This window comes from Leifsonia xyli subsp. cynodontis DSM 46306 (assembly GCF_000470775.1).
In the GTDB taxonomy this organism is placed as follows: domain Bacteria; phylum Actinomycetota; class Actinomycetes; order Actinomycetales; family Microbacteriaceae; genus Leifsonia; species Leifsonia cynodontis.
Genome location: NC_022438.1, coordinates 695791 through 721424, shown reverse-complemented (window position 1 = coordinate 721424; position 25634 = coordinate 695791). Strand labels below are relative to the sequence as shown.

23 protein-coding genes, 2 pseudogenes and 1 riboswitch are annotated in these 25634 nt (G+C 68.3%); of the genes and pseudogenes, 11 read left to right on the top strand and 14 right to left on the bottom strand.

Annotated elements, in window-relative coordinates; genetic code table 11:
* Nucleotides 1–38: 38 nt before the first annotated feature.
* The 6 genes from rbfA to O159_RS14385 all read right to left on the bottom strand — a co-directional run bounded on the left by rbfA (nt 39) and on the right by O159_RS14385 (nt 7138).
* Nucleotides 39–476: a 30S ribosome-binding factor RbfA gene (rbfA, locus tag O159_RS03405; RefSeq protein ID WP_021754352.1), complete on the bottom strand. Its 438-nt coding sequence runs from the start codon at nt 474–476 to the stop codon at nt 39–41.
* A 77-nt stretch (nt 477–553) separates the two neighbouring features.
* Entirely contained in the window at nt 554–3286 is a 2733-nt protein-coding gene (gene infB / locus O159_RS03400; RefSeq protein ID WP_043993477.1) for a translation initiation factor IF-2, read from the bottom strand.
* A gap of 93 nt (nt 3287–3379) precedes the next feature.
* On the bottom strand, nt 3380–3640 hold the full coding sequence (locus O159_RS03395) for a YlxR family protein (protein WP_043993476.1): 261 nt from the start codon (nt 3638–3640) through the stop codon (nt 3380–3382).
* Nucleotides 3641–3724: 84 nt separating this feature from the next.
* Nucleotides 3725–4729 (bottom strand): transcription termination factor NusA, encoded by a 1005-nt coding sequence (gene nusA, locus O159_RS03390; protein ID WP_021754350.1) that lies wholly within the window; start codon nt 4727–4729, stop codon nt 3725–3727.
* A 166-nt stretch (nt 4730–4895) separates the two neighbouring features.
* Complete coding sequence (locus O159_RS03385) at nt 4896–6014, bottom strand: hypothetical protein (protein WP_144267534.1); 1119 nt, start codon at nt 6012–6014, stop codon at nt 4896–4898.
* A gap of 923 nt (nt 6015–6937) precedes the next feature.
* Nucleotides 6938–7138 carry a hypothetical protein gene (locus O159_RS14385; protein WP_144267532.1) on the bottom strand — a complete coding sequence of 67 codons (201 nt, stop codon included), beginning with the start codon at nt 7136–7138 and terminating at the stop codon, nt 6938–6940.
* A gap of 507 nt (nt 7139–7645) precedes the next feature.
* Between O159_RS14385 and O159_RS03375 the strand changes: the two are divergent.
* From O159_RS03375 to O159_RS03355, 6 genes and pseudogenes are all read left to right on the top strand, one after another.
* Nucleotides 7646–8506 (top strand): annotated as a pseudogene (locus O159_RS03375) (IS5 family transposase).
* A gap of 249 nt (nt 8507–8755) precedes the next feature.
* Entirely contained in the window at nt 8756–9448 is a 693-nt protein-coding gene (locus O159_RS13125; protein WP_236609532.1) for a S8/S53 family peptidase, read from the top strand.
* Nucleotides 9445–9729, top strand: a pseudogene (locus tag O159_RS16715) (S8 family serine peptidase); the annotation flags it as partial. The gene O159_RS13125 and the pseudogene O159_RS16715, both read left to right, overlap by 4 nt.
* A 46-nt stretch (nt 9730–9775) precedes the next feature.
* Nucleotides 9776–10909 (top strand): S8 family serine peptidase, encoded by a 1134-nt coding sequence (locus tag O159_RS13120; RefSeq protein WP_052323450.1) that lies wholly within the window; start codon nt 9776–9778, stop codon nt 10907–10909.
* A 5-nt stretch (nt 10910–10914) separates the two neighbouring features.
* Entirely contained in the window at nt 10915–11364 is a 450-nt protein-coding gene (locus O159_RS03365) for a hypothetical protein (RefSeq protein WP_144267528.1), read from the top strand.
* A 404-nt stretch (nt 11365–11768) separates the two neighbouring features.
* The gene (locus O159_RS03355) at nt 11769–12026 is read left to right on the top strand and encodes a hypothetical protein (RefSeq protein WP_021754348.1); all 258 of its coding nucleotides are present in this window, start codon (nt 11769–11771) and stop codon (nt 12024–12026) included.
* Nucleotides 12027–12235: 209 nt separating this feature from the next.
* Here O159_RS03355 and rsmI read toward each other — a convergent pair whose 3' ends face one another.
* Nucleotides 12236–13054: a 16S rRNA (cytidine(1402)-2'-O)-methyltransferase gene (gene rsmI / locus O159_RS03350; RefSeq protein WP_021754347.1), complete on the bottom strand. Its 819-nt coding sequence runs from the start codon at nt 13052–13054 to the stop codon at nt 12236–12238.
* Nucleotides 13055–13080: 26 nt separating this feature from the next.
* On the opposite strand from rsmI, the gene O159_RS03345 reads away from it, so the two are divergent.
* Complete coding sequence (locus O159_RS03345) at nt 13081–14700, top strand: dolichyl-phosphate-mannose--protein mannosyltransferase (RefSeq protein WP_021754346.1); 1620 nt, start codon at nt 13081–13083, stop codon at nt 14698–14700.
* 127 nt (nt 14701–14827) lie between these two features.
* Here the strand turns inward: O159_RS03345 and O159_RS03340 are convergent, their stop codons facing one another.
* The gene (locus tag O159_RS03340; protein ID WP_021754345.1) at nt 14828–15142 is read right to left on the bottom strand and encodes a DMT family transporter; all 315 of its coding nucleotides are present in this window, start codon (nt 15140–15142) and stop codon (nt 14828–14830) included.
* An 11-nt stretch (nt 15143–15153) separates the two neighbouring features.
* Nucleotides 15154–15219, bottom strand: a riboswitch (guanidine-III (ykkC-III) riboswitch).
* A gap of 140 nt (nt 15220–15359) precedes the next feature.
* Between O159_RS03340 and O159_RS03335 the strand changes: the two genes are divergently transcribed.
* Entirely contained in the window at nt 15360–16748 is a 1389-nt protein-coding gene (locus O159_RS03335; protein WP_021754344.1) for an L-serine ammonia-lyase, read from the top strand.
* A gap of 87 nt (nt 16749–16835) precedes the next feature.
* On the opposite strand, the gene O159_RS03330 is transcribed toward O159_RS03335, so the two are convergent.
* The 5 genes from O159_RS03330 to O159_RS03310 all read right to left on the bottom strand — a co-directional run bounded on the left by O159_RS03330 (nt 16836) and on the right by O159_RS03310 (nt 22685).
* Nucleotides 16836–17744, bottom strand: a complete 909-nt coding sequence (locus O159_RS03330; RefSeq protein ID WP_144267526.1) for an RCC1 domain-containing protein — start codon at nt 17742–17744, stop codon at nt 16836–16838.
* A gap of 2 nt (nt 17745–17746) precedes the next feature.
* A complete protein-coding gene (locus tag O159_RS03325) occupies nt 17747–18250 on the bottom strand; it encodes a hypothetical protein (protein WP_043993473.1) in 504 nt (167 codons plus the stop codon).
* A 423-nt stretch (nt 18251–18673) separates the two neighbouring features.
* Complete coding sequence (locus tag O159_RS03320) at nt 18674–20794, bottom strand: FAD-binding and (Fe-S)-binding domain-containing protein (RefSeq protein WP_330216841.1); 2121 nt, start codon at nt 20792–20794, stop codon at nt 18674–18676.
* Nucleotides 20795–20802: 8 nt separating this feature from the next.
* Entirely contained in the window at nt 20803–21672 is an 870-nt protein-coding gene (locus O159_RS16455) for an ABC transporter substrate-binding protein (protein ID WP_144267522.1), read from the bottom strand.
* Nucleotides 21673–21770: 98 nt separating this feature from the next.
* A complete protein-coding gene (locus O159_RS03310) occupies nt 21771–22685 on the bottom strand; it encodes an N-acetylmuramic acid 6-phosphate etherase (RefSeq protein ID WP_021754339.1) in 915 nt (304 codons plus the stop codon).
* A gap of 128 nt (nt 22686–22813) precedes the next feature.
* On the opposite strand from O159_RS03310, the gene O159_RS03305 reads away from it, so the two are divergent.
* Together O159_RS03305 and O159_RS03300 are read left to right on the top strand one after the other, a co-directional pair.
* Complete coding sequence (locus O159_RS03305) at nt 22814–23701, top strand: MurR/RpiR family transcriptional regulator (RefSeq protein ID WP_021754338.1); 888 nt, start codon at nt 22814–22816, stop codon at nt 23699–23701.
* A 53-nt stretch (nt 23702–23754) separates the two neighbouring features.
* The gene (locus tag O159_RS03300; RefSeq protein WP_021754337.1) at nt 23755–24243 is read left to right on the top strand and encodes a glutathione peroxidase; all 489 of its coding nucleotides are present in this window, start codon (nt 23755–23757) and stop codon (nt 24241–24243) included.
* 22 nt (nt 24244–24265) lie between these two features.
* On the opposite strand, the gene O159_RS03295 is transcribed toward O159_RS03300, so the two are convergent.
* A complete protein-coding gene (locus O159_RS03295) occupies nt 24266–24556 on the bottom strand; it encodes a hypothetical protein (RefSeq protein WP_043993472.1) in 291 nt (96 codons plus the stop codon).
* A 127-nt stretch (nt 24557–24683) separates the two neighbouring features.
* On the opposite strand from O159_RS03295, the gene O159_RS03290 reads away from it, so the two are divergent.
* The gene (locus O159_RS03290) at nt 24684–25574 is read left to right on the top strand and encodes an aminodeoxychorismate lyase (protein ID WP_043993965.1); all 891 of its coding nucleotides are present in this window, start codon (nt 24684–24686) and stop codon (nt 25572–25574) included.
* Nucleotides 25575–25634: the final 60 nt, after the last annotated feature.

The following is a 25634-nucleotide window of genomic DNA, read 5'->3' as shown; positions in this document are numbered from 1 at the left end:
AGAACACTATTCTACATGTTTATACTTACGTTTGAAAATCAGTATTCCTCGTCCGCCTCGCGCGGCTTCACATAGGGGTCCTCTTCCCCGGCATAGGCGGCGCCCTCGGCGAGACCCGCCACCTCGGTGTCGTGGTCGCGCGCCTGGCGCAGCAGATCCTCGATGTGTGCCGCGTTCTCGGGGATGGCGTCCAGCTGGAACTGGAGCGTCGGCGTGAGGCGGGCGGTGATGTTCTTGCCGACCTCGCTGCGCAGCATCCCGGTGGCCGCTGTCAGCGCGGCCGCGGTGTCCGCGCGCTCCTGGTCGGTTCCATACACCGTGTAGAACACGGTCGCGTGCTGCAGATCACCGGTCACCTGGACGTCGGTGATCGTCACGAAGCCGAGACGCGGATCGCGCAAGCCCCGGTCGAGCCGCTCGGCGACGATGACCTTGATTCTGTCGGCGAGCTTCCTCGCCCGTGCCGGGTCGGCCATGGTGTGTCTCCTTCGTACGGCGGGGGATAGAGAAGCAGCGAGGCCCGGCGGACGAACCGCCGGGCCTCCAGCGTCGATCAGACGCGCGGCTTCTCGCGCAGCTCGGTGGTCTCGATCTCGTCGCCCACCTGGATGTCGTTGTACTTGCCGAGGCCGATGCCGCACTCGAAGTCCGTGCGGACCTCGGTGACATCGTCCTTGAACCGGCGCAGCGACTCGATGGCCAGGTTGTCCGCGATGACCACGCCGTCGCGGATGACGCGCGCCTTGGCGTTGCGCGTGATCGTGCCGCTGCGGACAATGACACCGGCGATGTTGCCGAACTTGGAGGAGCGGAACACCTCGCGGATCTCGGCGACACCGGACTGGACTTCTTCGAACTCGGGTTTGAGCATGCCCTTGAGCGAGCTCTCGATGTCCTCGATGGCGTTGTAGATGACCGAGTAGAAGCGCACATCCACGCCCTCGCGGGCCGCACGCTCGCGGGCCTTGACGTCCGGGCGGACGTTGAAGCCGATCACAATCGCATTGTCGATGGTCGCCAAGTCGATGTCCGACTCGGTGATCGCGCCGACACCGCGGTGCAGGATGCGCAGGGAGACCGAGTCGTCCACCTCGATCTTCATGAGCGACTCCTCCAGCGCCTCCACGGCGCCGGACACATCGCCCTTGATGATGAGGTTGAGCGCCTCGACCTTGCCCTCCTCCAGGGCGCGGGTGAAGTCTTCCAGCGAGATGCGCTTGCGGGCCTTCGCCAGCTGCGCGTTGCGCTCGGCGGCTTCGCGCTTCTCAGCGATCTGCCGGGCGGTGCGGTCCTCCTCGGTCACGATGAACGTGTCGCCGGCGCGCGGGACGCTGGAGAGGCCCTGCACCTGAACCGGACGGGACGGCGCGGCTTCGAGCACGGGGTCGCCGTTCTCATCCGCCATCGCGCGGACACGGCCGTAGGCGGTGCCCGCCACGATCGCATCGCCGACGCGCAGCGTGCCCGACTGGATCAGCACGGTCGCCACCGCGCCGCGGCCCTTGTCGAGTTTGGCCTCGATGGCCACGCCGCGGGCGTCTTTGTTCGGGTTCGCACGCAGGTCGAGCCCGGCGTCCGCGGTCAGCAGCACCGCGTCCAGGAGTTCCTGGATGCCGATGTTGTTCCGCGCGGAGACGTCGACGAACATCACCTCGCCGCCGTACTCCTCGGCCACCAGGCCGAACTCGGTGAGCTGCTGACGCACCTTGGCGGGGTTCGCCTCCGGCTTGTCGACCTTGTTCACCGCGACCACGATCGGCACATTCGCCGCCTGGGCGTGGTTCAGCGCCTCGATCGTCTGCGGCATGATGCCGTCGTCGGCCGCGACCACGAGGATCGCGATGTCGGTCACCTGCGCACCGCGGGCGCGCATGGCGGTGAACGCCTCGTGACCCGGGGTGTCGATGAAGGTGATCGCACGCTCGATGCCCTCGTGCTCGGTCCACACCTGGTAGGCGCCGATGTGCTGGGTGATGCCGCCGGCCTCGCCCTCCACGACGTTGGCGCTGCGGATCGCGTCCAGCAGTCGCGTCTTACCGTGGTCGACATGACCCATGACGGTGACGACCGGCGGGCGGATCTCGAGATCCTCGTCGGACTCGCCCTCCAGCTCGGCGTCGAGGTCGATGTCGAAGCCCTCCAGGAGCTCCTTGTCCTCGTCCTCGGGGGAGACGACCTGGACCTTGTAGCCGAGTTCCTCACCGAGGATCTGGAACGTGGCCTCGTCGAGCGACTCGGTGGCGGTCGCCATCTCGCCCAGGTGGAAGAGCACGGTCACGAGCGAAGCGGGGTTCGCGTCGATCTTGTCGGCAAAGTCCGAGATGGACGCGCCACGGCGCAGCCGGATGGCCGTGCCGCCGTCGCCGCGGGGAACGGTCACACCGCCCAGCGACGGAGCCTCCCGCATCTCGAATTCCTGGCGCTTCGCGCGCTTCGACTTGCGGGCCTTCGATTTGCCGCCGCCGCGGCCGAAGGCGCCCGCGGTGCCGCCGCCCGGTCCACGGCCGCGACCGCCGCCGCCGGGACGGGGACCGCTGAAACCGCCGGCTCCGGCGCCGCCGCCGGGCCGCTGGAAGCCGCCGCCCGCACCGCCACCGGCGCTGCCAGGGCGCTGCTGGAAACCGGGGCGGCCGCCGCCCTGGCGCTGGCCGCCGCCAGCGCCGGGACGCGGAGCGCCGATGCGGGGCGAGCCCGGACGCGGCGGGGCCGGACGCGGGATGTTGCTGGGAGAGGGACGCTGGCCCATCCCCTGCGAGCTGGAGAACGGGTTGTTCCCCGGCCGCGGGGTGCTGGGCCGCTGACCCATGCCCTGATTGGAGGCGAAGGGGTTGTTGCCCGGGCGCGGGGCACCGGGACGCGGGGCGCTGCCGCCGCTGGGACGGGGCGCGGACGATGGTTTGGCCGTGTCCGCCGGGGCGCCCGCGGCGGGCTTCGCGTCGGCGGCCTCGCTGGCCGCCGCTTTCTCAGCGGCGGCCTTCTCGGCCGCTGCCTGACGCTCGGCGACCGACATCGGCGCCTGCGGCTTGGGCGCGGCGGAGCCATCGGTCGCCGCGGGGCGCGGCGGACGCGGCGCCGGGGAGGTCTGCGCGGGGGCCTTGTCGCCACCGACGCCGGGCAGGTGCCCTTCCGCCTCGAGGGCAGCGCGCAGCTTGCGGGCCACCGGAGGCTCGATGCTCGAAGACGGGCCCTTGACGAACTCGCCCATCTCCTTGAGTTTCGCGAGTGCGAGCTTGCTGTCGACGCCGAGCTCGCTCGCCACCTCGTGTACGCGTGGTTTTGCAGCCACAATTCTCCTGTCTGGGCCCACCCCAGACAGGGCAGGCGTTACTAGCGGACGGAACTCATTTCGAGCCGCTCATCGGTTGTCACTCATGTGAAGTCACTGATTCTTCAGCCTGTTCTCGTAGTAGGCCCGGAGGGCCGTCGGGTCGAGCGTCCCGTCCACCCGCAGCGCACGCCCGAAGGCACGGCGCTTGAGGGCGAGGTCAAGACACCCGTCGACCGGATGCAGCCACGCGCCACGACCGGGGAGAGCAGCGGACGGATCCACCACCAGTTCCGAATTCCGGACGACGACTCTCAGAAGAGAAAGCCGCGGAGCGCGAGAACGGCATCCGACGCACGTTCTGACAGATTCCATCTTACACCCGCGAGAGGGTCGTCCTTCCCGGCCCCGCCGCGTCGGCACGAGGCGAAGATCGACATCCGCCCTCGCACCCACGGATCACTCCCGATCCAGGATCGAATCCGGCTGGATGTCGATCTTCGCCCCTGTCAGCTTGGCGGCGAGGCGGGCGTTCTGCCCTTCTTTGCCGATCGCGAGCGACAGCTGGTAGTCCGGCACCAGCGCACGCACAGCCTTGAGGCTCTCGTCGATCACGAACGCGCTCGTCACCTTCGCCGGAGAGAGTGCGCTCGAGACGAAGGTCGCGAGGTCGGGCGAGTAGTCGACGATGTCGATCTTTTCGCTGTTGAGCTCGGCCGTGACCGCGCGAACGCGCTGCCCGAGCTCGCCGATGCACGCGCCCTTGGCGTTCACGCCGGGCTCCGTCGCCCGGACGGCGATCTTGGTGCGATGCCCGGCCTCGCGGGCGAGCGAGACGATCTCCACCACGCCGCTGGCGATCTCCGGCACCTCGAGGGCGAACAGCTTCCTGACCAGCGCCGGATGCGTGCGCGAGACGGTGATCGACGGACCCTTCATGCCCTTGGCGACACTCGTGACGTACACGCGGATGCGGGAGCCGTGCGGGTACTCCTCGCCGGGCACCTGCTCCTCCGGCGGCAGGATGGCCTCCACGCTGCCGAGGTCGATATGGACCATCCGCGGGTTGGGGCCCTGCTGGATCACCCCGGCGACGATGTCGCCCTCCCGCCCGCGGAACTCACCGAGGACTGCGTCGTCCGCGAGGTCGCGCAGCCGCTGGTTGATCACTTGTTTGGCCGCGAACGCGGCGATGCGGCCGAAGTCGCTCGGGCTGTCCTCGGCCTCGCCGATGACATTGCCCTCCTCGTCCCGCTCGGGGACGTAGACGGTCACATGGCCCGTCTTGCGGTCCAGGTGGACCCGTGCGACCGGCGGCTCGCCGTGGCCATGGCGGTGGTCGGCCTGGTTGGTGTGCTTCAGATAAGCGGTCAGAATGGCCTGTTCGATGATCTGCACCAGCTCCTCGAACGGGATCTCCTTCTCGCGCTCCATCAGACGCAGGACGCTGAGGTCGATGTCCATGCCGACTTCCTCTATTCAGATCTCGCCGCCGCGCGGGAAACGCGACGAACTCGAGTCACTACGGTACCGGAGATTCCAGGAGGCGGGAACGGAGGGCCGAACGTTTCGCAGCCCGACAGCCTGCCGCAGCGCACTCCACCCGACCGGAGCACAACGGCGGAGGGTGTCAACCGCCCCTCTTCGTCGAGAGGTCCTCTTCAGAAAGACAGTCTCGATAAGGCCAGGCGGATTCCACCCGCCGAGTCGAACAGGCGACGCCCGGGGGTACGGAACGGGAGGCGGACAACACACCCTCTCCGGCGACACCGCTCTGACCGCCGGCCGGGCGGCGTCGCCGGTCCGCCGACGGATCGCTTAGCTGGACCCGGCTAGGGGCGAGTTCCCAGCCGGCGTCGACACCGCCGGCGGCGAAGCGGTTACCCTTCCCTACGGCGGCGGACGCACCCGGCAGTCTGAAGCCGGACAACTCCTTGAGGACCTGCCCCATTGAGGTGTACGCCAAGAGGCGTCCAACCCGGACGGACGAGACGATACCGATGAGATGGCTGTCATCGCTCACCAGCGGCCCACCCGAGTCGGCTCCGACAAGGATGTTCGCGCCGGAGGAATCGGCGAACTGCAGGATGAAGCCGACGTGCTGGCGAGGGGCCCCTGTTCGCTGCCAAACGCATCGGACACCGCTGGCCGAGCCGCTCGTGCAGAAAGTCTGTTTGGGCGTTTCCTCCCAACCTTTCACAAGGGTGCTCTGCTCTTTGCTTTCGCTCAGCGCGAAAACCCGGTTGTCGGCGCGAGGAGAGTACGTCGGGCGCTTAAGGCAAAAAGACGGGTTTTTGGAGCCGGCGCACCGGCGCTTCATATTGTCCGCCCGCGGGAGGACCTGCACGAGTTCAATATCGGAAGTGAAGGACCGCCACACCACGGTGCCGACGACACTGTCTTTGCCCAAGCGCCCCAGGAAGACCGATGCGGACTTCGGAGCGCAGGCCGTCGTCGTCACGAACCACCTTTTGGCCTGCTCATACGACGAGATCCTCGAAGACGCTCTCTTCGGCACCAGGACGGCGCCAACGGTGCAGAAGTGGCTCTGGTTCTCCGCATCACCAGGGCTCTTCACCCTCGTACCCGCGATCAACGGATATTCGGCTCGATGGTCCGGACGCGGGGAATCGAAAGCCGACGCCGGACCAGCGGAAACGACCGAGAAGGCGAGAGCCGGCACGATCGCTGTCACGACCGCAAGAAAGCGGATGCCCCTCCGCTTCGGCCGGCCCCTGGTCGCGTTCACGCGTTGCCCCTCACAACGCCGATCTCGGTGGTCCCCACAACGCACGGCATCGCAGGAGAAGCGCTTGCGACCGCGGCGCCGGAAGGCGCGATAATTATGTTTACAATACATTTGTTTTTGAACATACATGGAATGTACTGCGGCGCGACGGGGCCGTCAAGACGCATCGAGGACCCCCGCGGAGCGCCGGGGAAACTCCACCGGAAGCATCGCAAGACAAGCACCCGAGCCCACACGGAGAGGTGCCGCATCTATCCTCCGCTCAGCATGAAAACCCGGTTTTCGGCGCGGGCCAATGTACCTCGGATTAGCGAGGCAGTAGTCGCGATGGCTGGAGGTGCCGCACCTGAACAGCATATTGTCCACCTTCGGCACGACCTTCACGAGTTCGATATCGGAAGCGGGGGACCCCACACCACAGTCCCCGCAAAAGAGTGTCCCAGGACAATGGTCGCGTCCTGCGGAGCGCAGTGGCTCACCAAGACCAGGAACCTCATAGCCCTGTGATGTGATGTGGGAAAATATGCTCGATGGCACAACGACAGCACCCACGGAGCAGGAACCGGCTTGGGTATTGAAAGCGCCGGAGATCTGAACCTTGGCCCTCGAGATGATCGGGTATTCGTTGCGATCGAGGCGGCGGGGCATGGGGTCCGATGCCGTCCCAACAGAGACGACCGAGAACGTGAGAACCGCCACGACCGCTGTCGCGATCGCGAGAAAGCGGATACACAGACGCTTCAGCCGTCCCTGACCGCGTTCATACTGCCCGATCACCCAGAGTCCACCGATCCGCCATCGCCCTGATCCGGCGGACCACCAGCATCACTCTGGCCCGCCCAACCGGAGTCCCCATCGGGGCGAGTTCCCAGCCAGGTCAGGAGGGAACACCGAGTCCGCGGACCCGACACCGCTCATGCCCCTTACGCGGCAGCGCCCCAGCTCACCGGCCGAGCACCAGAGTCACCCGAAGTATCCGCCGACCTGGCGCCGGACTCGGGTGGGGAGAGCTCCCAATCTGCACTGACACCGCCGGCCGGAAGCTGATCGCCTTCCCCTGCGGCGTCGGGCACATCCGCCGGCACCAGCGTGTAGGAGTGCAGTTCGTGGAGAACCTGCTGCATTGGGGTATATAGGAGAAACCCTCGGTGGCCCCTGTCACCGTGAGAGATGAGGCCGATGAGATTCAAGTCATAGCTCACGAGAGGCCCACCCGAATCGCCATCCCGAAGGACGTCCGGCCGTGAGGACTGAGCGGCGAGCAGATGGTCGAAGGGCAGTGGGTAGAGTTCCCGGTCAGGGGGCAGAGTGATTCCCTGCCAAACGCAATTGACGCCGGTGACCGACCCGCTCGTGCAGAAAAGCCCATCGGGCGCGGCGGACGAACCCCTCACGGCCAAGCGCCGCTCCTGTCCTCCACTCAGCATGAAAACCTGGTTCACGGCGCGGGGGAGTACGTCTGATGCGTGAGGCAACTGACCCTATCGCTACTGCCTGCGCACCAGAATTGCATATCGTCCGGCCGCGGCGAGACCCGGACGAGTTCGAGATCGGAAGCAGCGGACTTCCACACCACGCTACCCACATTCGAGGTCCCTTAGAGGTGGTTTCAGTAGTCGGCGTGGCGGTGGTTGTTGTGGCTGGTTAGCGGGGATGCTGGTCGAGTGTCGACGCTTGCTGAGGATCGGTTCATTACGGATATGTTGTGGGAGCGGCTGGAGCCGTTGATTCCGCCTCGGCCGCCTGTGGTCAATGGGCGGGCTGGGCAGCCTCGGGTTCCTGACCGGAAGGTGTTCGCTGGGATCGTGTTCGTGCTGCTGACGGGGATCCCGTGGAAGAAGCTCCCGCCCGAGTTGGGGTATGGGTCCGGGGTCACTTGTTGGCGGCGTCTGCGTGAATGGTCCGAAGCGGGCGCGTGGGATGCACTGCGGAAGATCATGCTCGACGAACTCGGCCAGGCTGGCATGATCGACTGGTCAAGAACCTGCCTGGACTCCGTAAGTGTCCGGGCGAAAAGGGGGGGCGATCTCACTGGACCTAACCCCACGGATCGTGGGAAACGGGGCACCAAGTACCATGTCCTGACCGACCGCAACGGACTCCCGCTGCATGTGGAGATCTCCGGCGCCAACCGACACGACTCCATGCTCGTGGAACCTGTGTTAGACAACATCACCGCGATCAAGGGCGTCGGCCGCGGTCGGCCCAGACGCCGCCCGGTTATCTTCCACGCCGATAAGGCTTACGACAACCGCCGCGTCCGCTGTTACCTGCGTTGTCGTGGGATCAAGGCACGCATCGCACGAATCGGAGTCGACTCCAAACAGTGACTGGGTAAACACTGTTGGGTAGTCGAACGCACCATGGCCTGGATCCTCGCCTTCCGGAAACTCGCCACTCGCTACGACCGCACCGCCTCAACGATCACGGCGCTCGTCGCTCTAGCAATCGCGATCACCAGCGCCCGCAAACTCACCAAAAACGACTACTGAAACCATCTCTAAATGCGAAGAAGTCTCTTTCATTTTCTTGCTGTGGCGTCAGTAACGGCGCCCGTTTTGACCACCGGGCTTGCCGCCCCGTCCGCGGTCACGGCAGATGCGCATCGGTACAAGGTCTCTTCCGTCACTCCCGACGCACCCGTCGGCCAACGAATCCGGAACGCGAAGTCCAAATCAGGTCAGCTTGCGCAGAGCGATGGAGCGATTGTGAATCGCACAGACACTGCGGTCGTCCCCGCGATGGTCAAGATCGACGTGGACCCCGTGGCTTCCTACACCGGCGGTGTGAAGGGACTCGCCGCGACGAGCCCGGAGGTCACCGGGAAGAAGCTTTCTCTCTCAGACCCAGCGGTCAAGGCGTATCTCGGATACGTCGATCAAAAGATGACGGCCGCAACGGCCGCGATCCACAAGGCGATGCCATCGGTGTCCGTTATGTCCACCTATGGGGTCACGTATGGCGGCCTTGTCGTCACAGTGCCCGCGCGTGACGCGAAGGCGCTGCTCGCGGTGCCGGGAGTCGCTGCGGTGCAGAACGATTCGGTGCGGAAACTGCCCACCGCGGTGACGGACGCCCCCGTCGCTGTGCCTTCCCCGCCATCCACTGCGGCACCGAACTCCTCCGCTGCGGCATCGAGCGCGCGACTGGCCACGGACAAAGCATCGCCGCTCGGCGACGGCTCCTCCACCTTCATCGGCGCCGACGCCGCGTGGCCCTCTCTCGGCGGACGCGACAGGGCCGGCGCCGGAGTGATCGTGGGCGACATCGACACGGGTATCTGGCCGGAGAATCCGATGCTCGCCGATCATGGGCTTCCCGCGCCAGCCGGTGGCCCTGGAAGTGCGAGTTCGGCGACGGCGGCGATGCGGCGTTCCTGTGCAACCACAAACTGGTGGGGGCATACGCCTTCCTCGACACCTACCGTAAAATGAGCCAGCCCGGGGCGGAAGACTTCTGCTCGGCGACCGCGTGCTCCGCACGCGATTCCGAAGGGCACGGCACCCATACGGCGACGACCGCCGTCGGCGACTATGTCCCGGACGCTCCGGTGGGCGGCAGGAATCAGGGGCCGGTGAGTGGTGTCGCTCCCGGCGCTTCGGTCATCGCGTACCGGGTATTCGGTCCGGAAGGAGGTTTCGCCTCTGACACTGTGGAGGCTGTGCAGCAGGCGATCCTCGATGGTGTCGACGTCATCAACTTTTCCGCGGGCGGCTTCGACAACTCGACGCATCAGGACCCCGTCGCTCTGGCCTTCCTCGATGCCGTACGCAGCAGGCATCTCCGTGAACGCCTCCGCTGGCAACTCAGGCCCGGATGCGGGCACTGTCGACAACGTCGGTCCGTGGGTGACGACCGTCGGAGCGTCGACCTTGGACAAAACGTACACCTCGACGCTTACCCTGACTGCTGCCGACGGCGCCTCCTACCGTAAGGCGGGCAAGACGCTCACGCAGGGTGTCGAGCCGAGTCCGGTGGTTCTGGCCTCCGCGGTCTCAGGCTACGAGGGGGGCGCAGAATGCACCGCCCCCTTCGCTGCGGGGACGCTGACAGGCAAAGTTGTTGCCTGTGCAAGAGATGTGAACAACCGAACAGACAAAAGCTGGAACGCCCTGCAGGGCGGCGCGGCCGGGATGATCCTCTATAACTCGGTCGCCAGCGATACGGAGGCCGACAGCCACTTCGTCCGCGCGATCCATCTCGATGGGCCGAACGACGATCTGGTCTCTTTCCTCAAGGCGCACCCGGACGCGACCGCGACCTGGGACGCAGGAAAGCTGCTCAAGGCGACCGGCGACACGATGGCAGGTTTCAGCTCGCGTGGACCGAATGGAGATTTCTTGAAACCCGACGTCACCACCCCCGGTGTGGACATCCTCGCGGGGGTCCCCACGTCGCAAGGTGATCCTTCGTCGGGGCCGAGCGGGGAGCAGTATGCAGTGTGGTCGGGCACGTCGATGTCGGCGCCGCATGCGACGGGGGTGTCGGTGCTGGTGAAGGCGGCGCATCCGAGCTGGACGCCCGGGCAGATCAAGTCGGCGCTCATGACGTCGTCCGTGCAGAGCGTCGTGAACCCCGATGGTTCGGCCGCCGGGGTGTTCCAGCGCGGGGCGGGATCGATCCGCGCGAACAGGGCGCTGTCGCCGACGCTGACGATCAGCGAGACGGCGGCGAAGTTCGCCACCGGTTTGACCGATCGGCTCAGCCGCATCAACCTGAACCTCCCGAGTGTCTCCGTCGACCCGCTCCCCGGTGCGGCCGTGGTCAAGCGCACCGTGATGAACGTGACGAGTTCTTGGCAGTCTTTCTCGGTGACGGCGAAGGGGCAGACGGCCTCTCCATCGGGGTGTCCTCGTCGTGGTTCTCGCTCGCCCCGGGAAAGAGCCGCGAACTGACGATCATGCTCAACGGTCTGGAGGCCGCGAAGGGCTGGCACGAGGGCCAGATCACGATCGCGCCTCACGGGAGAGGAACGCCGGTCGTGCTTCCGGTCGCCGTCAACAAGGGCGACGCGGCGATCGCCTTGACCCAGAGCTGCACTCCGGCGGAGATCGATTTCGGCGAGAAGACGACCTGCACCGTCTCGGCGAGCAACCAAATGCCGGTTGACGTGGACGCCCACATCAAAACCTTCGCGAGTCCGCTTTTGCCGGTTGACCGCGTCACGGCCCCGGCGAAGCGGTCCTTCACAGGAGCGGACTGGAGCGGGACGCTCTCGGCTACCAAACCGCCGACGATCGATTCCTTCGCACCCGAAACCGTGGGCGATTGGCCGCAAGGCTTCGACAGTCTCGCGAACTACGGCCAAGAGCCAGATCCGAAATACTTGAACGACAATGGATGGAATTAAAATACCCCTGCCTTCAAATACGGCGGAGAAATCTACACCTCGCTGATTGTGATGAGCAACGGTTACATCATCGTGGGAGATATCGAGCAGGGTTCCTTCCTCCCGTCGTACCCCAACGTCATCCCGAACACCGCTACATCGAACAACGTGATTGCACCGTTCTGGACAGACATGGACCCGTCATCGCCTCGGCTCGCTCAGGGTGCGAGCATCCGCGTCAACGTGATGACGGACAACGACACGGGCATCTCGTGGTTCGTCGCGGAGTGGGACCGGGTGCCCACCACCGAGGGAACGGGCACGAACACCTTCCAGCTGTGGATACGCGTCGGGGACACCGAGGCGCAAAGGGTGTTCTACAAGGGAAGCCGCAGGCCAATCCCACCGGCGGATCGCTCACCGGCGTGGAGAACCGCGACGGCACGAGCGGAAAGACCGTCGATGTCGTCGACCCGGCGTTGAGCTACGCGATCCACACCAGCCCGCCGGTCGCCGGCGGCACCGTCAGGTTCGACTACACGCTGCGCGGATACTTCCCCGGCTCCTGGCCGACGCTCGCGACGCTGCAGTCCTCTGCGCTCAACACCTATCCGGGAGTGCAGACCAAAATATCCGTGAAACCGTGGAAGCCGCGCGAGATTCCGAGAAGAAGGCCGTTCTAGTCGATGAGACCATTCTCGTCGATGAGGCCATTCTCACTCGGTGAGGCGTTCTCACTCGATTGAAGAGGGACAGGCTGGCTCTGCCGATCGTCCGACCGGCAGAGCCAGCCGCCACCCGGCGCCGATTTTCGTCCCTGCGCGGGTGACCGTCTCGGGATGCCGGAACACCGGCGCCACCTTCAGCCCCGGCAGCCTCCGCGAAGTCAGGGTCAAGGCTTGCGGGCAAGGGCAGCCTGGTAGAGGTCGCGACGACTGAGGCCGGTGGCCTCGGCCACCTCGGCGGCGGCGTCTTTGAGGCGCATCCCGGCGGCGACCAGGGCGAGCACCTGTGCGAGCGCGGTCTCCGGGTCCGCCTGACGGGCGGGCGCCCCGGCGACGACCACCGCGATCTCGCCACGGACCCCCTCGTGCGCCCATTCCGCCAGCTCGCCGAGCGTGCCCCGACGCACCTCTTCGTAGAGTTTCGTCAGCTCGCGGCAGACGGCCGCACGCCGGTCGGCGCCGAAGCCGGCCGCCATGCCGGTGAGAGAAGCGGCGAGCCGGTTGGGCGACTCGAAGAACACCATGGTCCGCGGTTCGGCCGCCAGCGCTCGAAAGGCGGCGGCCCGCTCCCCCGGCTTCCGCGGCGGGAAGCCCTCGAAGGCGAAGCGGTCGGTCGGCAACCCGGAGACGGTGAGCGCGGTCAGCACAGCGGAGGGGCCGGGAAGGGCGGTCACGGCGACGCCCGCCGCCACAGCGGCGGAGACGAGCGCGAAACCGGGGTCGGAGACGGTCGGCATCCCCGCGTCGGAGAGGACGACGATGTCCCGATCCCGCGCCAGCACGACCAACTCGGCGGCCCGGTCGCGCTCGTTGTGCTCGTGAAGCGGGAGAAGACGCGGACGGCCCGTGACGCCGAGCCCGGCGAGGAGCCGCTGGGCGACGCGGGTGTCCTCGGCGGCGACGACGGTAGCGGCAGCGAGGGTTTGGACCAGGCGGGCCGAAGCGTCGCCGAGATTGCCGATCGGGGTCGCCGCGAGGATGATCATAAGGTTCAGTCTGTCAGGATGAGGCGATGACCTCGCCTTCGCCCGTCGACGCCGCGTCGGCCGCGCCCTCGGGTGCCGCGCATCGCGCCGCCGAGCGCACCGGCAGCCGCCTGGACGACTGGGGGGCGCGCATGCTGCGCACGCCAGCCCGGCTGCGCGTCTGGCACTGGGGCGCGCCGGCCGCGGTGACGCTGCTCGCCGCCGCGCTGCGGCTGTGGAACCTGGGCTGGCCCCACACGCTCGTGTTCGACGAGACCTTCTATGTGAAGGATGCGTGGACGCTGTGGCGCCTCGGCTACGAGGGCAGCTGGCCGGAGAAAGCGGACTCGTCGTTCGCCGCGGGCGATGTGAATGTGTTCAGCTCGAGTCCGTCGTTCGTCGCTCATCCCCCGCTCGGGAAGTGGATCATCGGGCTCGGGATGGCCGCGACCGGCGCCGGGAACTCGTTCGGCTGGCGGGTGTCGATGGCTATCGTCGGCGTCCTGGCCGTGCTGGTCGTGTTCCTGATCGCGCGGAAGCTGTTCGCGTCGACCACCATAGCGACCATCGCCGGGTTCCTGTTCGCGATCGACGGGCACGCGATCGTGATGAGCCGGGTCGCCCTGCTGGACAGCTCCGTGATGCTTCTCGCGCTGCTCGCGTTCGGCTGTGTGCTCCTCGACCGCGACGCGCACGCGACGCGGCTGGCCGCGCGGGAGGCGGGGAAGGACCCGGCCTGGGGACCGGTACACTGGTGGCGGCCGTGGCTGATCGCGGCCGGTGTCCTGACCGGGCTGTGCGCGGGTGTGAAGTGGACGGGCTTCTACTTCCTCGCGTTCTTCGCCGTGTACACGCTGGTGGTGGACATCGTGGCGCGCCGCCGCGAGAGGCTCGCGTTCTCCGCGTCGGGCGGCCTCCTCAAGCAGGCACCGGCGACGTTCGCGCTCATGGTGCCGATCGCATTCGCCTCCTACCTCGCCACGTGGACGGGCTGGCTGGTCACGAGCGGCGGCTACTATCGCGGCTGGGCGCAGTCGGTGCGTGCGCAGTGGGCGGACGGGCTCTCCTGGGTTCCGCTGTGGTTCCAGAACTTCTGGCACTACCAGACGCAGATGTACACCTACAGCATCAACCTGCACACACCGCATCCCTACCAGTCGGACCCGCTGACGTGGACGCTCATGATCCGCCCGACGAGCATGTACTACGTCGGCGACCCGCAGGGTCGGGGAGGCTGCACGGCCCCGGGCGGCTGCTCCGAGGCGATCACCTCGCTCGGCAACCCGCTGATCTGGTGGGCGGCGACCGCGGCGCTGCTCTACCTGGCCTACCGCCTGGTCCGGTATCCCGAGTGGCGGATCGGGTTGATCCTGACCGGCTTCGCGGCCGGCTACGTGCCGTGGCTGATCTACATCAACCGCACGATCTTCACCTTCTACTCGATCGCGTTCGAACCGTATCTGATCCTCGGGCTGGCGGCCGTGGCAGCCCTGGTGATCGGGAAACGCACAGACCCAGAGCGTCGGCGCCGACGCGGGATCGCGTGGACGGCCGCGTTTCTCGTGGCCGCGACAGCGATCAGCGTCTTCTTCTGGCCGCTCTGGACCGGGCAGCAGGTGCCTTTCTGGTTCTGGCAGATGCACATGTGGCTGCCGAGCTGGGTCTGACCCGGGACGCCGTCGGCGGCCGTCCCCCTGCCGCAGGCCACGAGCGGCGGGGCTGGCGTCGCGATGCTCGCGCTCGGGCGGGGCGGGTGGCGGCCGGGGCCGCTCGGTGCGGCAGCGGCAGGGTCGATCAGTGCGCCAGCTTCAGGCCGATGACGCAGCCGACGAGCCCGGCGATGAGCAGCAGCTTCACAACCGACAGCCCCTCCCCGCCGGACACCATCGCGAAGAGCACGGTCAGCGCTGCGCCGATGCCGACCCAGACGACGTACGCCGTGCCGGTGGGGATGGTCCGCATGGCGACGGCGAGGCCCGCCATCGAGGCGGCGAGGGCCACGGCGAAGAGGACGGTCGGCCAGAGGCGGGTTAGGCCGGCTGATTTTCCGAGGGCGGTGGCCCAGACCGCTTCGAGGACACCGGAGAGGATGAGGACGATCCAGGACACGGCAGAGACTCCCTGGCCAGTCTTGTCGCACACCGGGTACTGAACCGTCGTCCGGGATCGCACACGGCGCGATCTGTCCCCAGCAGACAGGACCCGCCGGCGCCCGGGTCGGGCAGGGCGGCGAACGGGGAGACGGTGGCGGTCAGCCTCCGCAGAATGCGCGCGAAGACGTGCCCGAACAGAGGATTTCAGCGCCGAGAAGACTTAGACTGATGACGTGACAGCGTATGTCTCCGCTTTCGACCTGTTCTCGATCGGGATCGGCCCCTCGAGCTCTCACACCGTCGGGCCGCTCCGGGCGGCGAAGGCGTTCGCCGACCGGCTGATCGCGGACGGGACGCTCGACCGGGTCGACCGGGTGACCTGCACCCTGTACGGCTCCCTCGGCTCGACCGGGATCGGGCACGGGACGCCGGATGCCGTGGTCGCCGGGCTCCGCGGGGTCGAACCCGAGCACTGCGAGCCGGAGGACGTGCGCGGAGCGTGGCCGGGTCCCGGCACGGGAGAGGCGACGCTGCGGCTGGCGGGCGCGCGGGACATCCCGTTCGGCCGGGAGGACATCGCCTTCGAGCCCCGCACCCGCCTGCCCGGGCACCCCAACGCGCTGACGCTCCGGGCGTGGGGCCGGTCGGCGGGAGGCGGACGCGCACCGCTGCCCGTACACGAGGAGACCTACTACTCGATCGGCGGCGGCTTCATCCGGCGCGATGGCGAGGAGGCGGCGCTGGCCGCGCAGGCCCCGCACCCGCTCCCCTACGGCACCGCCGCGGAGCTGCTCGGGATCTGCGAGCGGCTCGGCATCCCGATCTGCGAGGTGGCGCGGCGGAACGAGGAGGCGCTGCACGGCGCCGACGCCACGGACGAGCGGCTGGACCTCATCTGGGCGGCGATGGCGGAGTGCGTCGCGCGCGGGCTCGCGGGCGGCGGGACGCTGCCCGGCGGCCTCGGCGTGAAGCGACGGGCGGCCGCGGTGCGGGAACACCTCGAGCGCGTTCAGGACGACCCGGGCCGTGCGACCTCGTTGGAGTGGTTGCACGCGTTCGCGCTCGCGGTGAACGAGGAGAACGCCTCCGGCGGGCTGGTCGTGACGGCGCCGACGAACGGCGCAGCGGGGATCGTTCCAGCGGTCGCCCACTACTACCTGCGGTTCGTTCCGGGGGCGTCGCCCGACGGCATCCGCCGCTATCTGCTGACGGCGACGGCGATCGGCTCGCTCTTCAAGACCAACGCGTCGATCTCGGGCGCGGAGGGCGGGTGCCAGGCCGAGGTTGGCTCGGCCTGCGCGATGGCGGCGGGGGCGCTGTGCGCTGTGCTCGGCGGGACGCCGCGGCAGGCGGAGAACGCCGCGGAGATCGCGATGGAGCACCACCTGGGGTTGACCTGCGATCCCGTCGGCGGGCTGGTGCAGATCCCGTGCATCGAGCGCAATGCGATCGCCGCCTCCACCGCGGTGTCGGCCGCGCGGCTGGCCCTGCACGGCGACGGCTCGCACCTCGTCTCGCTGGACACCGCGATCGAGACCATGCGGCAGACCGGCCTCGACATGTCCACCAAGTACAAGGAGACCAGCGAGGGCGGTCTCGCGGTGAACGTCGTCGAGTGCTGACGGCAGAGCCCGGCCACGCAGCCGGGTCGAAGGTGCAGAACAGGGCAGGAGCCGGGTCACGGCTCCCGCCCTGTCGGCGATGCGGGGTCAGGCGAGGGCGCAGGTCGTCTGACCGAACGCGAGGCCCCAGCCCCAGTAGGTGTTGTTGCTCCAGACGTGGTATCCCCGGGAGAGGAAGTCGCTCACCATGAACCCGTCCGGGAGAGAGGATTTGGCCGCAGCGCTGATGCGGCCGTAACCGGTCTGCACCCAGTCGTTGTTGCCGGTCCACGACCAGATCGAGCCGTCCGAGGCCAGCGCCTGGTAGGTGCCGTCGTTGGCGAAGACGCGGGTGATCACAACCGAGTCCAGGCCCTGGATCTTCTCCGGAGCGAAGTACAGCGCGTTGCTTCCGAAGCCTTCCCACACGGAACCGTCGGTGCCGAGCACCGCGTACCCGTTGATCGTGCCGTTGAGGTAGCGGGTCCAGCCGGAGAGGTCGGCGACATCCTGCTTGACCGTCTTGAACGCACTCTGCGCGCCCACGCCCCGCCAGGCGTTGCCGCGGACCATCAGATTGCCCAGCTTGTCCAGCGCGATCAGGCTGTCATTGCCCGCCACCATGCTGCGCACCCCGTTCGGAACCGAGCCGATGTTGAGATACGTCGAGGTGGCGTCCACGGCACCGAACCAGACGATCTCGCCGGCAGAGTTCACGAACGCGCCGCCGGTGCGCCGGCCGCTGTGGTTCTCGCCCCACACCGTCAGCGAGGTCGCCCCCTCGCTGCCCGGCAGCTTGCGCATCCTCTCGACCGTGGACCCGCCGAAACCGGCGCCCGCGTAGAACACACCCTCCGTGGTCTCCACGTAGTACATGCCATCCCGCGAGTGGACCTTTGTGACAGTGCCAGAGAAGCCCCCTGCCTCGCGAAGCGCAGACGGCATACTGCTCTGGCTGTAGATGAAGAACACCTGGTTGTCCGCGGTGTGTACCAGTAAGGTTGTTGAAGTAAGCATCCTCATGGATCGCGTCCAGATCCAGTCCGATGACCGGCGGAAGCTGCCCGGCGAAAATCTGCCGCGGCTGATCGAACGGCAACACCGTACGCACCGCCAGAGACGTACAGCGCACCGGAACCGTCGACGAACGCGTACGCGGAATCGGAGACGCTGACGTGGCGCACATCCGCCAGAGGAACCGCGCCCCTGATCGTGGACCGGGGGAAGGGCAGCGCGTAGATGTCGGACGTCCCGCCGGCGGTGACATCGACGCTGATGGTCGCCGTCGCGCCCTGGAACCGGGCGATGACCGAATACCGCCCCGCAGCGCCCACCGCCTGCACAGCCGGCACCTTCACCAGCCCCGTGCCGGCTTCCGGCGGCAACGACACCGTCGACGCCGTGCCCGTGCCCGTGCCCGTGAAACGCAGGCCATCCGGAAGCTCCACGGTCACCGGGCCATCGGCGCCGTTCACCGGTCCCGGAACGCCGTTGACCAGCATGCGGAAAGCGATCGCGCCCAACGGCACTCTCTCACAGCGCTGGATGGGCAGCGTCGCACTGTCCACTGGGCCGACGCCCAACACACGCGGAGTCGACGTGGACGCCGCCATCGCGGGCGTCGCCACCGACAACGCCACCACCGGAGCGGACCACGCAGCGGCCTTAAGGACAGAGCGCCGCCCCACAGCGGACGTCGGATTGCTGTCGTTGTCAATCATGCCAGGAGAACCTTCCATAGATCGGGAGAAGGGAGAAGATACAGATCGTCTGTTGAGTTGATAGTGATGAACATTAGGCGGGTGATATTACTTATTGATCAAAGATAGGCCAGCCGGACGCGGAATCAGTGGCGAACGCCCTCATTAGAGTGGCAAACGGCCTCCCGCGCGGTGATCGACCGGTCTCCTTTGAGCGTTTCGACGGCCCCGGAGAAGAAGGCCCGTTCACGGCCGGGTGGACTCCTCCAGCAGTTCCAGGATGTGCCGGTACGGCCTCCCCATGGCCCGCATGAGACCGAGCTCGCAGGTCCGGTTGGCCGACGCGTAGGCGTCCGCGTCGGTGGTGGCCACCTCCGCCGCCTCCCGGGCAGTCGCCGACGCGTTGAGTTCGGGGTGCAGCAGGCCACGGTCACCCGCGAAGCCGCAGCATCCGGCGTCGAGCGGCACCAGCACCTCGTCCGCGATGGCCTCGCCGAGCGCGCGCAGGGCGGCGTCCTCGCCGAGGCGGGCGGTCGAACAGGTCGGGTGCAGCACCAGGGAGCCGAGCGGGAGGGTCACGCGCAAACGCGGGAGCAGCACCTCGGCGGTGAAGGCCACCGCGTCCACGAAGCGCAGCTCCTCCCCGGCCCCGAGCGCCGTGAGCCCCTCGGTGCAGGAGGCGGCGTCGCACACCACCGGCAGCACGCCGCCGCGCGTGGCCGTGGCGAGGGCCGGGGCGACGCGGCCGGCCATCGTCTCGTGGCCGCGGGTGAAGCCCTTCGACTTCCACGGCGTGCCGCAGCACATCCCGGCAATGCCGTCGGGCACCGTCACCGCGACGCCCGCGCGCTCGCAGAGGGCGAGGAACGCCGCGGTCGAGCCGTCGCCGTCGCCGTCCAGGCCGAACATCGTGCCGATGCAAGCCGGGAAGAACACGGCGACGGGGTTGTCGGCCGCCAAGGGCGTGCGGCGGCGGCCGCCGCCGGGCAAGCCGGAATCGTAGCGTGGGACGGTGTCGCGCCCGAGCACCGCGCGCGCGGCTTCGCTCGCCGCGGTGACCAGGGGCGCGGGTAGCGCGTCCGCGACGGTCAACGCTGCGCCGCCGACGCGGGTGAGCGCAGCCCAGCCGCGCGCGGCGGCATCCCAGCCGGACTGCCCGAGGCGTCCCACGGACTCCGCGCGCAGCCGGTGCACCAGGTCGCCGGTGTTGATCGAGACCGGGCACGCGGCCTGGCACATGCCATCGACCGCGCAGGTCTGGACACCCTCGTAGTCGTAGTCGCGGGAGAGCTCGCGCACCAGTTCCGCGTCGCCGGCCTCCTCCGCCCGGCGCAGTTCGCGACAAAGCACGATGCGCTGCCGCAGGGTGAGGGTCACATCCTTCGACGGGCAGGCCGGTTCGCAGTAGCCGCACTCGACGCAGCGGTCGACCTCGGGCTCGACCTCCGGCGCGGTCTTGAGGTCGTGCAGATAGGAGCCGGGGTCGTCGCTGAGGAGGACGCCCGGGCCGAGGACGCCGCGCGGGTCGAACAGGCGCTTGACCTCTCGCATGACGGCGTAGAGTTCGTCGCCGTACTGGCGGCGGACAAAGGGCGCCATGATCCGGCCGGTGCCGTGCTCGGCCTTGAGCGAGCCGCCGAAGCCGAGCACGAGCTCCACCATCTCGTCGGTGAACTCCCGGTACCGGCGAACGCCCTCCGGGTCGCCGAGACGCTCGCCGAGCATGAAGTGGATGTTGCCGTCCTTCGCGTGGCCGAAGATCACGCTGTCCTCGTAGCCGTGCTTCTCGAACAGCTCCGCAAGTCCCGCGCAAGTGCCGAGGAGCGCGGGGACGGGCACCACGATGTCTTCCAGGAGCGCGGTCGTCCCCGCCGGGCGGGCCTCCGCGACGGTCGTGTAGAGACCCTTGCGGATGTGCCAGAGGGCGGCCCGCTCGCCGGCATCGGTGGTGAACCGCAGTGGGGTGGCCAGGTCGAGCGCGCCGAGCACATCCGCGGCGGCGACGCGCTGACGCTCGGCTTCGGCGGCGTCGGCCCCCAGGAACTCGATCAGAAAAGCCGCGTGCTGGTCGACCGGCAGCGCGGCGAGGGCGGCGGGAGCATCGGCGGCGCGCTGCGCGAGCCGGAGGGAGGTCGCATCTATCAGCTCGATCGTGGCGAGGCCCGTGCCGACCAGCGCTGGCAGCGCAGCCGTCGCCTCGCGCAGCATCGGGAACACCGCGAGCGCGGTCGTCGCCGGAAGCAGCGGCACCGTGCGGAAGGTCGCCTCGGCCACGAACCCGAGAGTGCCCTCGCTGCCGATCAGCAGGCGCGTCAGGATGTCGACCGGCGTCTCGACGTCGAGGAAGGCGTTCACGCCGTAGCCCATCGTGTTCTTCAGGGCGAAGAGGCGGCGGATGGTGGCCACGGAGGCGGGGTCCGCCCGGACGCGGTCGCGCAGCGTCGCGAGCCCGGCGTGCAGCTCGGGCTCGGCGCGGCGGAGGACGTCGTCGGCAGCCGGGTCCCCGGTGTCGAGGATGGTGCCGCTGGGGAGCACGACGACGAGGGACTCCAGGGTGCGATAGGTGTATCGCCCTGCACCGAGGCGACGGTCTGGATGCTCTTCACGTAGACCGGGTCCTCGAACGTCGTCGCGCCGGCCACGACCTCCTTCTGGAACGCGCTGCCGCCGTAGACCGCCGCGGCGAGCGTGTCGTGCAGGATGGGGAGCGTCCAGGTGTCCTTGCCGCCGACGGCCATCGGTGTGATGCCGTTCTGCTTCAGGGTGGCGTTGACGCGCAGGAAATCGTCCCAGGTCGTCGGCACCGAGAGCTTGTGCTTGGCGAAGATGTCCTTGTTGTAGAACATCTGCAGCGTCTGCATCGCGAACGGGACGCCGTAGACCTTGCCGTCCTTCTTGCCCGTGGCGCCCGCGAGGGCGGCCTCATCGATGTCTTTCAGCCCCGGGATCGCGCCATCGAAGGCGACGAGGTTGCCGCCGTCGACATACGGCTGCAACTTGCCGTAGGCCTGCACCTGGGCGATGTCGGGACCGTTGCTGCCGGTCAGTCCGGTGGTGAGCACCTGCGGGTACTCGGTTTTCTTGAACGCCGAGACTTTCACGGTGACCCCGGGATGCCGCTTCTCGTACTCGGCGAAGATCTTCGTGTAGGCGCCTTTGTCCTCGGGTCGCCACGACCAGACGGCGAGCATGACCTCGCCGTCGCCGCTTCCCCCGGACCCGCGGAGCCGGACCCCGGGGCGCACCCGGCCAGGGCGAGGGCGGCCGCCGCCAGGGCGGCCACGGCGCTGAATCGTCTCTTCACTGCGATCTCCTTCGACAGGTGGTGAAGCGCGGGTGCGGGTCAGTCGTGCAGAGCGGCCACGGCGTCGCGGACCGAGCCGGAGGCGGCGGCGAGCGCCGCGGACGCGCGATCGGCGTCGGCCCCGGTCAGCAGGGCGACGATCGCCGCTTTGAGGTCGCCGCCGGCCGCGGCCAGCAGCGCCTCGGCTTCGCCCTCGGGCGCGCCGGCCTCGCGCAGGATGCGGAGGGTGCGGTCGCGGAGCTTGGCGTTGGTCGCGACGACGGAGACCATGAGGTTGGAGTATGTGCGCCCGAGCGCGATCATGAGCGCCGTCGAGAAGCCGGAGAGGATCGTCTTCTGCGCGGTGCCCGCGCCCAGCCGCGTCGAGCCGGTGAGCACCTCGGGACCGGTCTCGACCGCGATCAGGATGTCGGCGAGGCCGGCCAGCGCAGCGTCGGGGTTGCTCGTGATCAGCGCCGTGAACGCTCCGCGCTCGCGGGCGCGGCGGAGGGCGCCGCCCACATAGGGCGTGCTGCCGGAGGCGGTGACGCCGATCGCGACATCGTCCGGGCCGAGGAGGTCGGCATCCCGCTCGCCGTCGGCCACGGAGTCCTCGGAGTCCTCGACGGCGACCGTCAGCGCTCGCTCGCCGCCCGCGATGTGGGCGGTGACCACGCCGGGCTCCAGATGGAACGTCGGCAGCAGTTCGGCGGCGTCGAGCACCGCGAGACGCCCCGGGGTCCCCGCGCCGAAGTAGTGGACGACACCGCCGCGACGCACCCGCGGGGCCGCCTGGTCCACGAGCTCGGCCACCCGCGGCAGCGCCTCGGCCACCGCCTCCATCGCCCGCCGGTCGTGCGCGTTGAGGAGGCGGAGCCGCTCGAGCGCGCTGAGTTCGTCGAGGCCCGTGGAGTCCGGGCTGCGGAGTTCGGTCGGCGGGAGCGGGTGGCTGGCGGTGGGTGCGGGGATGGTCATGCGTCGATCTTGTCTTAAATATCCAAAGAATTCAAGCCAAAGGAATAGCCTTTACATGGCCGCGGTGCGGATGGTCAATACAAGCATTGAGGCAGAATCGTGCGGGAGCAATCGGCAGGAGGTCGGGGATGAGCGGAGACGCGGTGGCGAGGATCGCCCAGGCGCGACCGGGGCTGCGGCCCTCCGAACAACGGGTGGCGGACGCCATCCTGGCCGAACCCGCGTCGATCGTCGACCTGCCGATCACCGAGCTGGCCGAGCGCTGCTCCACCTCGGTCGCGACGGTCGTGCGTTTCTGCCAGGCGGCCGGATACGCCGGCTACGGCGAGCTCCGGCTGGAACTGGCCTCGACGCGCGGCCGCGAAGAAGTCTCGCTCGGCCGCTTCGGCGTCTCGGACGGCGAGATCGAGGCGGACGACGACGCGCACGACGTGCTCGCGAAGATCGCCTATCACGAGGCCCACGCCATCGAGTCGACCGCGGCGTCCATCGACGCCCCGACGCTGGATGCCGTGGCCGGGGCGATCGCGAAGGCCGACCGGGTGGACATCTACGGCGTCGGGTCCAGCGCCCTCGCCGCCATCGACCTGCAGCAGAAGCTGCACCGCATCGGTCTCGTCTCCTTCTACAACAGCGACATCCACCTCGCCCTGACCAGCGCCGCGCTGCTCACCGGCCGTTCGGTGTCGGTCGGTTTCTCACACTCGGGTCTCAGCGTGGAGACAGTCGACAGCCTCTCGACGGCGCGCCGCGCCGGGGCCGCAACCGTCGCGGTGACGAACTTCCCGGCCTCGCCGATCGCCGAGCAAGCCGACCATGTGCTGGTGACCAGCGCCTCGGAGACTCGCTACCGGCCGGGCGCGATGTCCAGCCGGATCGCGCAGCTCGCGGTGGTCGACTTCCTCTTCGTGCGCCTGGTGCAGGGGCTCCACGGCCGGACGCTGCCCCCGCTGCAGCTCACCTACGACGCGGTGCAGACGCACCGGCTGCCTCCGACCCGGCATCGGGCCGGCTGAGTCTTCGCTGAGTCACGGAGGACCGGAACCGCAGCGGACGTAGACTTTCGATCATGAGCCTGATGGATATCCCGTTCCACACCATCGACGGCGAACCCACCTCCCTCGCGGCTTTCGCGGGCAAGGTCATCCTCGTCGTCAACGTCGCCTCCCGCTGCGGGCTCGCCCCGCAGTACGAGAAGCTCGAACGCTTGCAGAAGACCTACGGCGACCGCGGCTTCACCGTGGTCGGATTCCCGAGCAACCAGTTCCTACAGGAGTTGAACAGCACGGACGCGATCAAGGAATACTGCTCGACCACCTGGGGCGTCACCTTCCCGATGATGGAGAAAGTGAAATTGAACGGCCGCTCGGCGCACCCGCTCTATGCGGAGCTGACCACGCACCCCGACGCCGCCGGCAAAGCGGGGAAGGTAAAGTGGAACTTCGAGAAGTTCGTGATCACCCCGGGCGGCGCGGTGCATCGGTTCCGCCCGACGACCGAGCCGGACGCTCCCGAGATCATCGGGCTCATCGAGGAGGCGCTGCCGACGGCGGTGTGACCCGGAACCGGAGGGCGCCGGATCAGGCCCGCCGGAACCACCGGCCGCCGACGCGCTCGGTGAGCTGCCAGCGGCCGACCTCCGCGCGCTGCTGGACAGCGCCGACCGTGTGCTCGGCGATGCGGAGCGCTTCCTCGATCCCCTCCGCCAGAAAGCGGACGGTGAGGCGGGCCTCCCCCGCCACGGCGTCCACGCCGGTGGCCTCGACCACGGTCAGTCCGGCCGCCGCCTCCGACGCCGCCGGCTCGACGCTCGGGGCAGCGACGCCGGGACGCAGCCGGCCGACGGAGACGATCACGCGAAACGAAGGCACACGGGAAGCCTACGGGGCCTCTCCCCTCCCGGGGAGCGGGCACACAGGCCACCGCGGCGCACCGCCACGAGAGCGCGGCTGAGCCATCGCGCCTGACATGGGCAGCGGCTGCGACGACAATGGGCTCATGACTCGCGCCACACTGATCACGATCGCTGCGCCCGACGCAGACACCGCCACGGGCGGCCCCGGCTACGCCGTCGCCGACTTCGCCGCCCCGCAGGTCAGGGTCACCGACCTCGCCGTGACCCGCGGCGACGGGGTCTTCGAAACCATCGCCGTGATCGACGGCCACCCGCAGGCGCTCGGCCCGCATCTGATCCGTCTGGCGCACTCCGCCGCGATGCTCGACCTCCCCGCGCCCGCCGAGCGCATCTGGCACGAGGCCGTTCTCGCCGGGGTCGCCGACTACCGCGAGCGCAACGGCGCAGAGCGCGAGCTGTACGCGAAGCTCATCTACACGCGCGGCGTCGAGGGCGAGGGGCGGCCGAGCGGATGGGTACACGTCGACCGGGGCGAGGATTTCACCCAGCAACGCCTCGGCATCCGTGTCGTCACTCTCGACCGCGGCCTCCGGCACGACGTCGCCGAGACCTCACCGTGGCTGCTCGCGGGCGCGAAGACGCTCTCGTACGCCGTCAACCGCGCCGCCCAGCGGGAGGCCGTCCGGCGCGGAGCGGACGATGTGATCTTCCTCAGCTCGGACGGCTACGCGCTGGAGGGCCCCACCTCGAATGTCCTCCTGCTCACGGGGGATGCCGTGGTCACCCCGCAGACGGATCAGGGCATCCTCGCCGGGACCACCCAGGCGGCGGCGTTCGCGTTCTTCGAGGAGCGCGGGCAGAAGACGGAATACCGTCGCATCAGCACTGAGGAGCTTTTCACCGCTGATGCACTCTGGCTGGTGTCCAGCCTGCGACAAGCGGCCCCAATCACACACATCAACGGGGAAAAATACCCTTTCGACGCCACTCTCACCGCCAATCTAAACAAGTATTTGTTGGAAAGAACCTACTGAACACCAACTATTCATTCCCTGGTAGACCCCCGTTACGCCCCGATTCGCGATGGCCCGCCT

Coding starts and splice junctions, on each gene's coding strand:
- O159_RS03320 (WP_330216841.1), bottom strand. CDS start 20,794: ATGGGCTACGGCGTGAACGCCTTCCTCGACGTCGAGACGCCGGTCGAC.
- O159_RS03290 (WP_043993965.1), top strand. CDS start 24,684: ATGACTCGCGCCACACTGATCACGATCGCTGCGCCCGACGCAGACACC.
- rbfA (WP_021754352.1), bottom strand. CDS start 476: ATGGCCGACCCGGCACGGGCGAGGAAGCTCGCCGACAGAATCAAGGTC.
- O159_RS03300 (WP_021754337.1), top strand. CDS start 23,755: ATGAGCCTGATGGATATCCCGTTCCACACCATCGACGGCGAACCCACC.
- O159_RS14385 (WP_144267532.1), bottom strand. CDS start 7,138: ATGCAGCAGGTTCTCCACGAACTGCACTCCTACACGCTGGTGCCGGCG.
- O159_RS03305 (WP_021754338.1), top strand. CDS start 22,814: ATGAGCGGAGACGCGGTGGCGAGGATCGCCCAGGCGCGACCGGGGCTG.
- O159_RS13125 (WP_236609532.1), top strand. CDS start 8,756: ATGGTCAAGATCGACGTGGACCCCGTGGCTTCCTACACCGGCGGTGTG.
- O159_RS13120 (WP_052323450.1), top strand. CDS start 9,776: ATGCCGTACGCAGCAGGCATCTCCGTGAACGCCTCCGCTGGCAACTCA.
- O159_RS03365 (WP_144267528.1), top strand. CDS start 10,915: ATGCTCAACGGTCTGGAGGCCGCGAAGGGCTGGCACGAGGGCCAGATC.
- O159_RS03345 (WP_021754346.1), top strand. CDS start 13,081: ATGACCTCGCCTTCGCCCGTCGACGCCGCGTCGGCCGCGCCCTCGGGT.
- O159_RS03395 (WP_043993476.1), bottom strand. CDS start 3,640: ATGGAATCTGTCAGAACGTGCGTCGGATGCCGTTCTCGCGCTCCGCGG.
- O159_RS03310 (WP_021754339.1), bottom strand. CDS start 22,685: ATGACCATCCCCGCACCCACCGCCAGCCACCCGCTCCCGCCGACCGAA.
- nusA (WP_021754350.1), bottom strand. CDS start 4,729: ATGGACATCGACCTCAGCGTCCTGCGTCTGATGGAGCGCGAGAAGGAG.
- rsmI (WP_021754347.1), bottom strand. CDS start 13,054: ATGATCATCCTCGCGGCGACCCCGATCGGCAATCTCGGCGACGCTTCG.
- O159_RS03330 (WP_144267526.1), bottom strand. CDS start 17,744: ATGCTTACTTCAACAACCTTACTGGTACACACCGCGGACAACCAGGTG.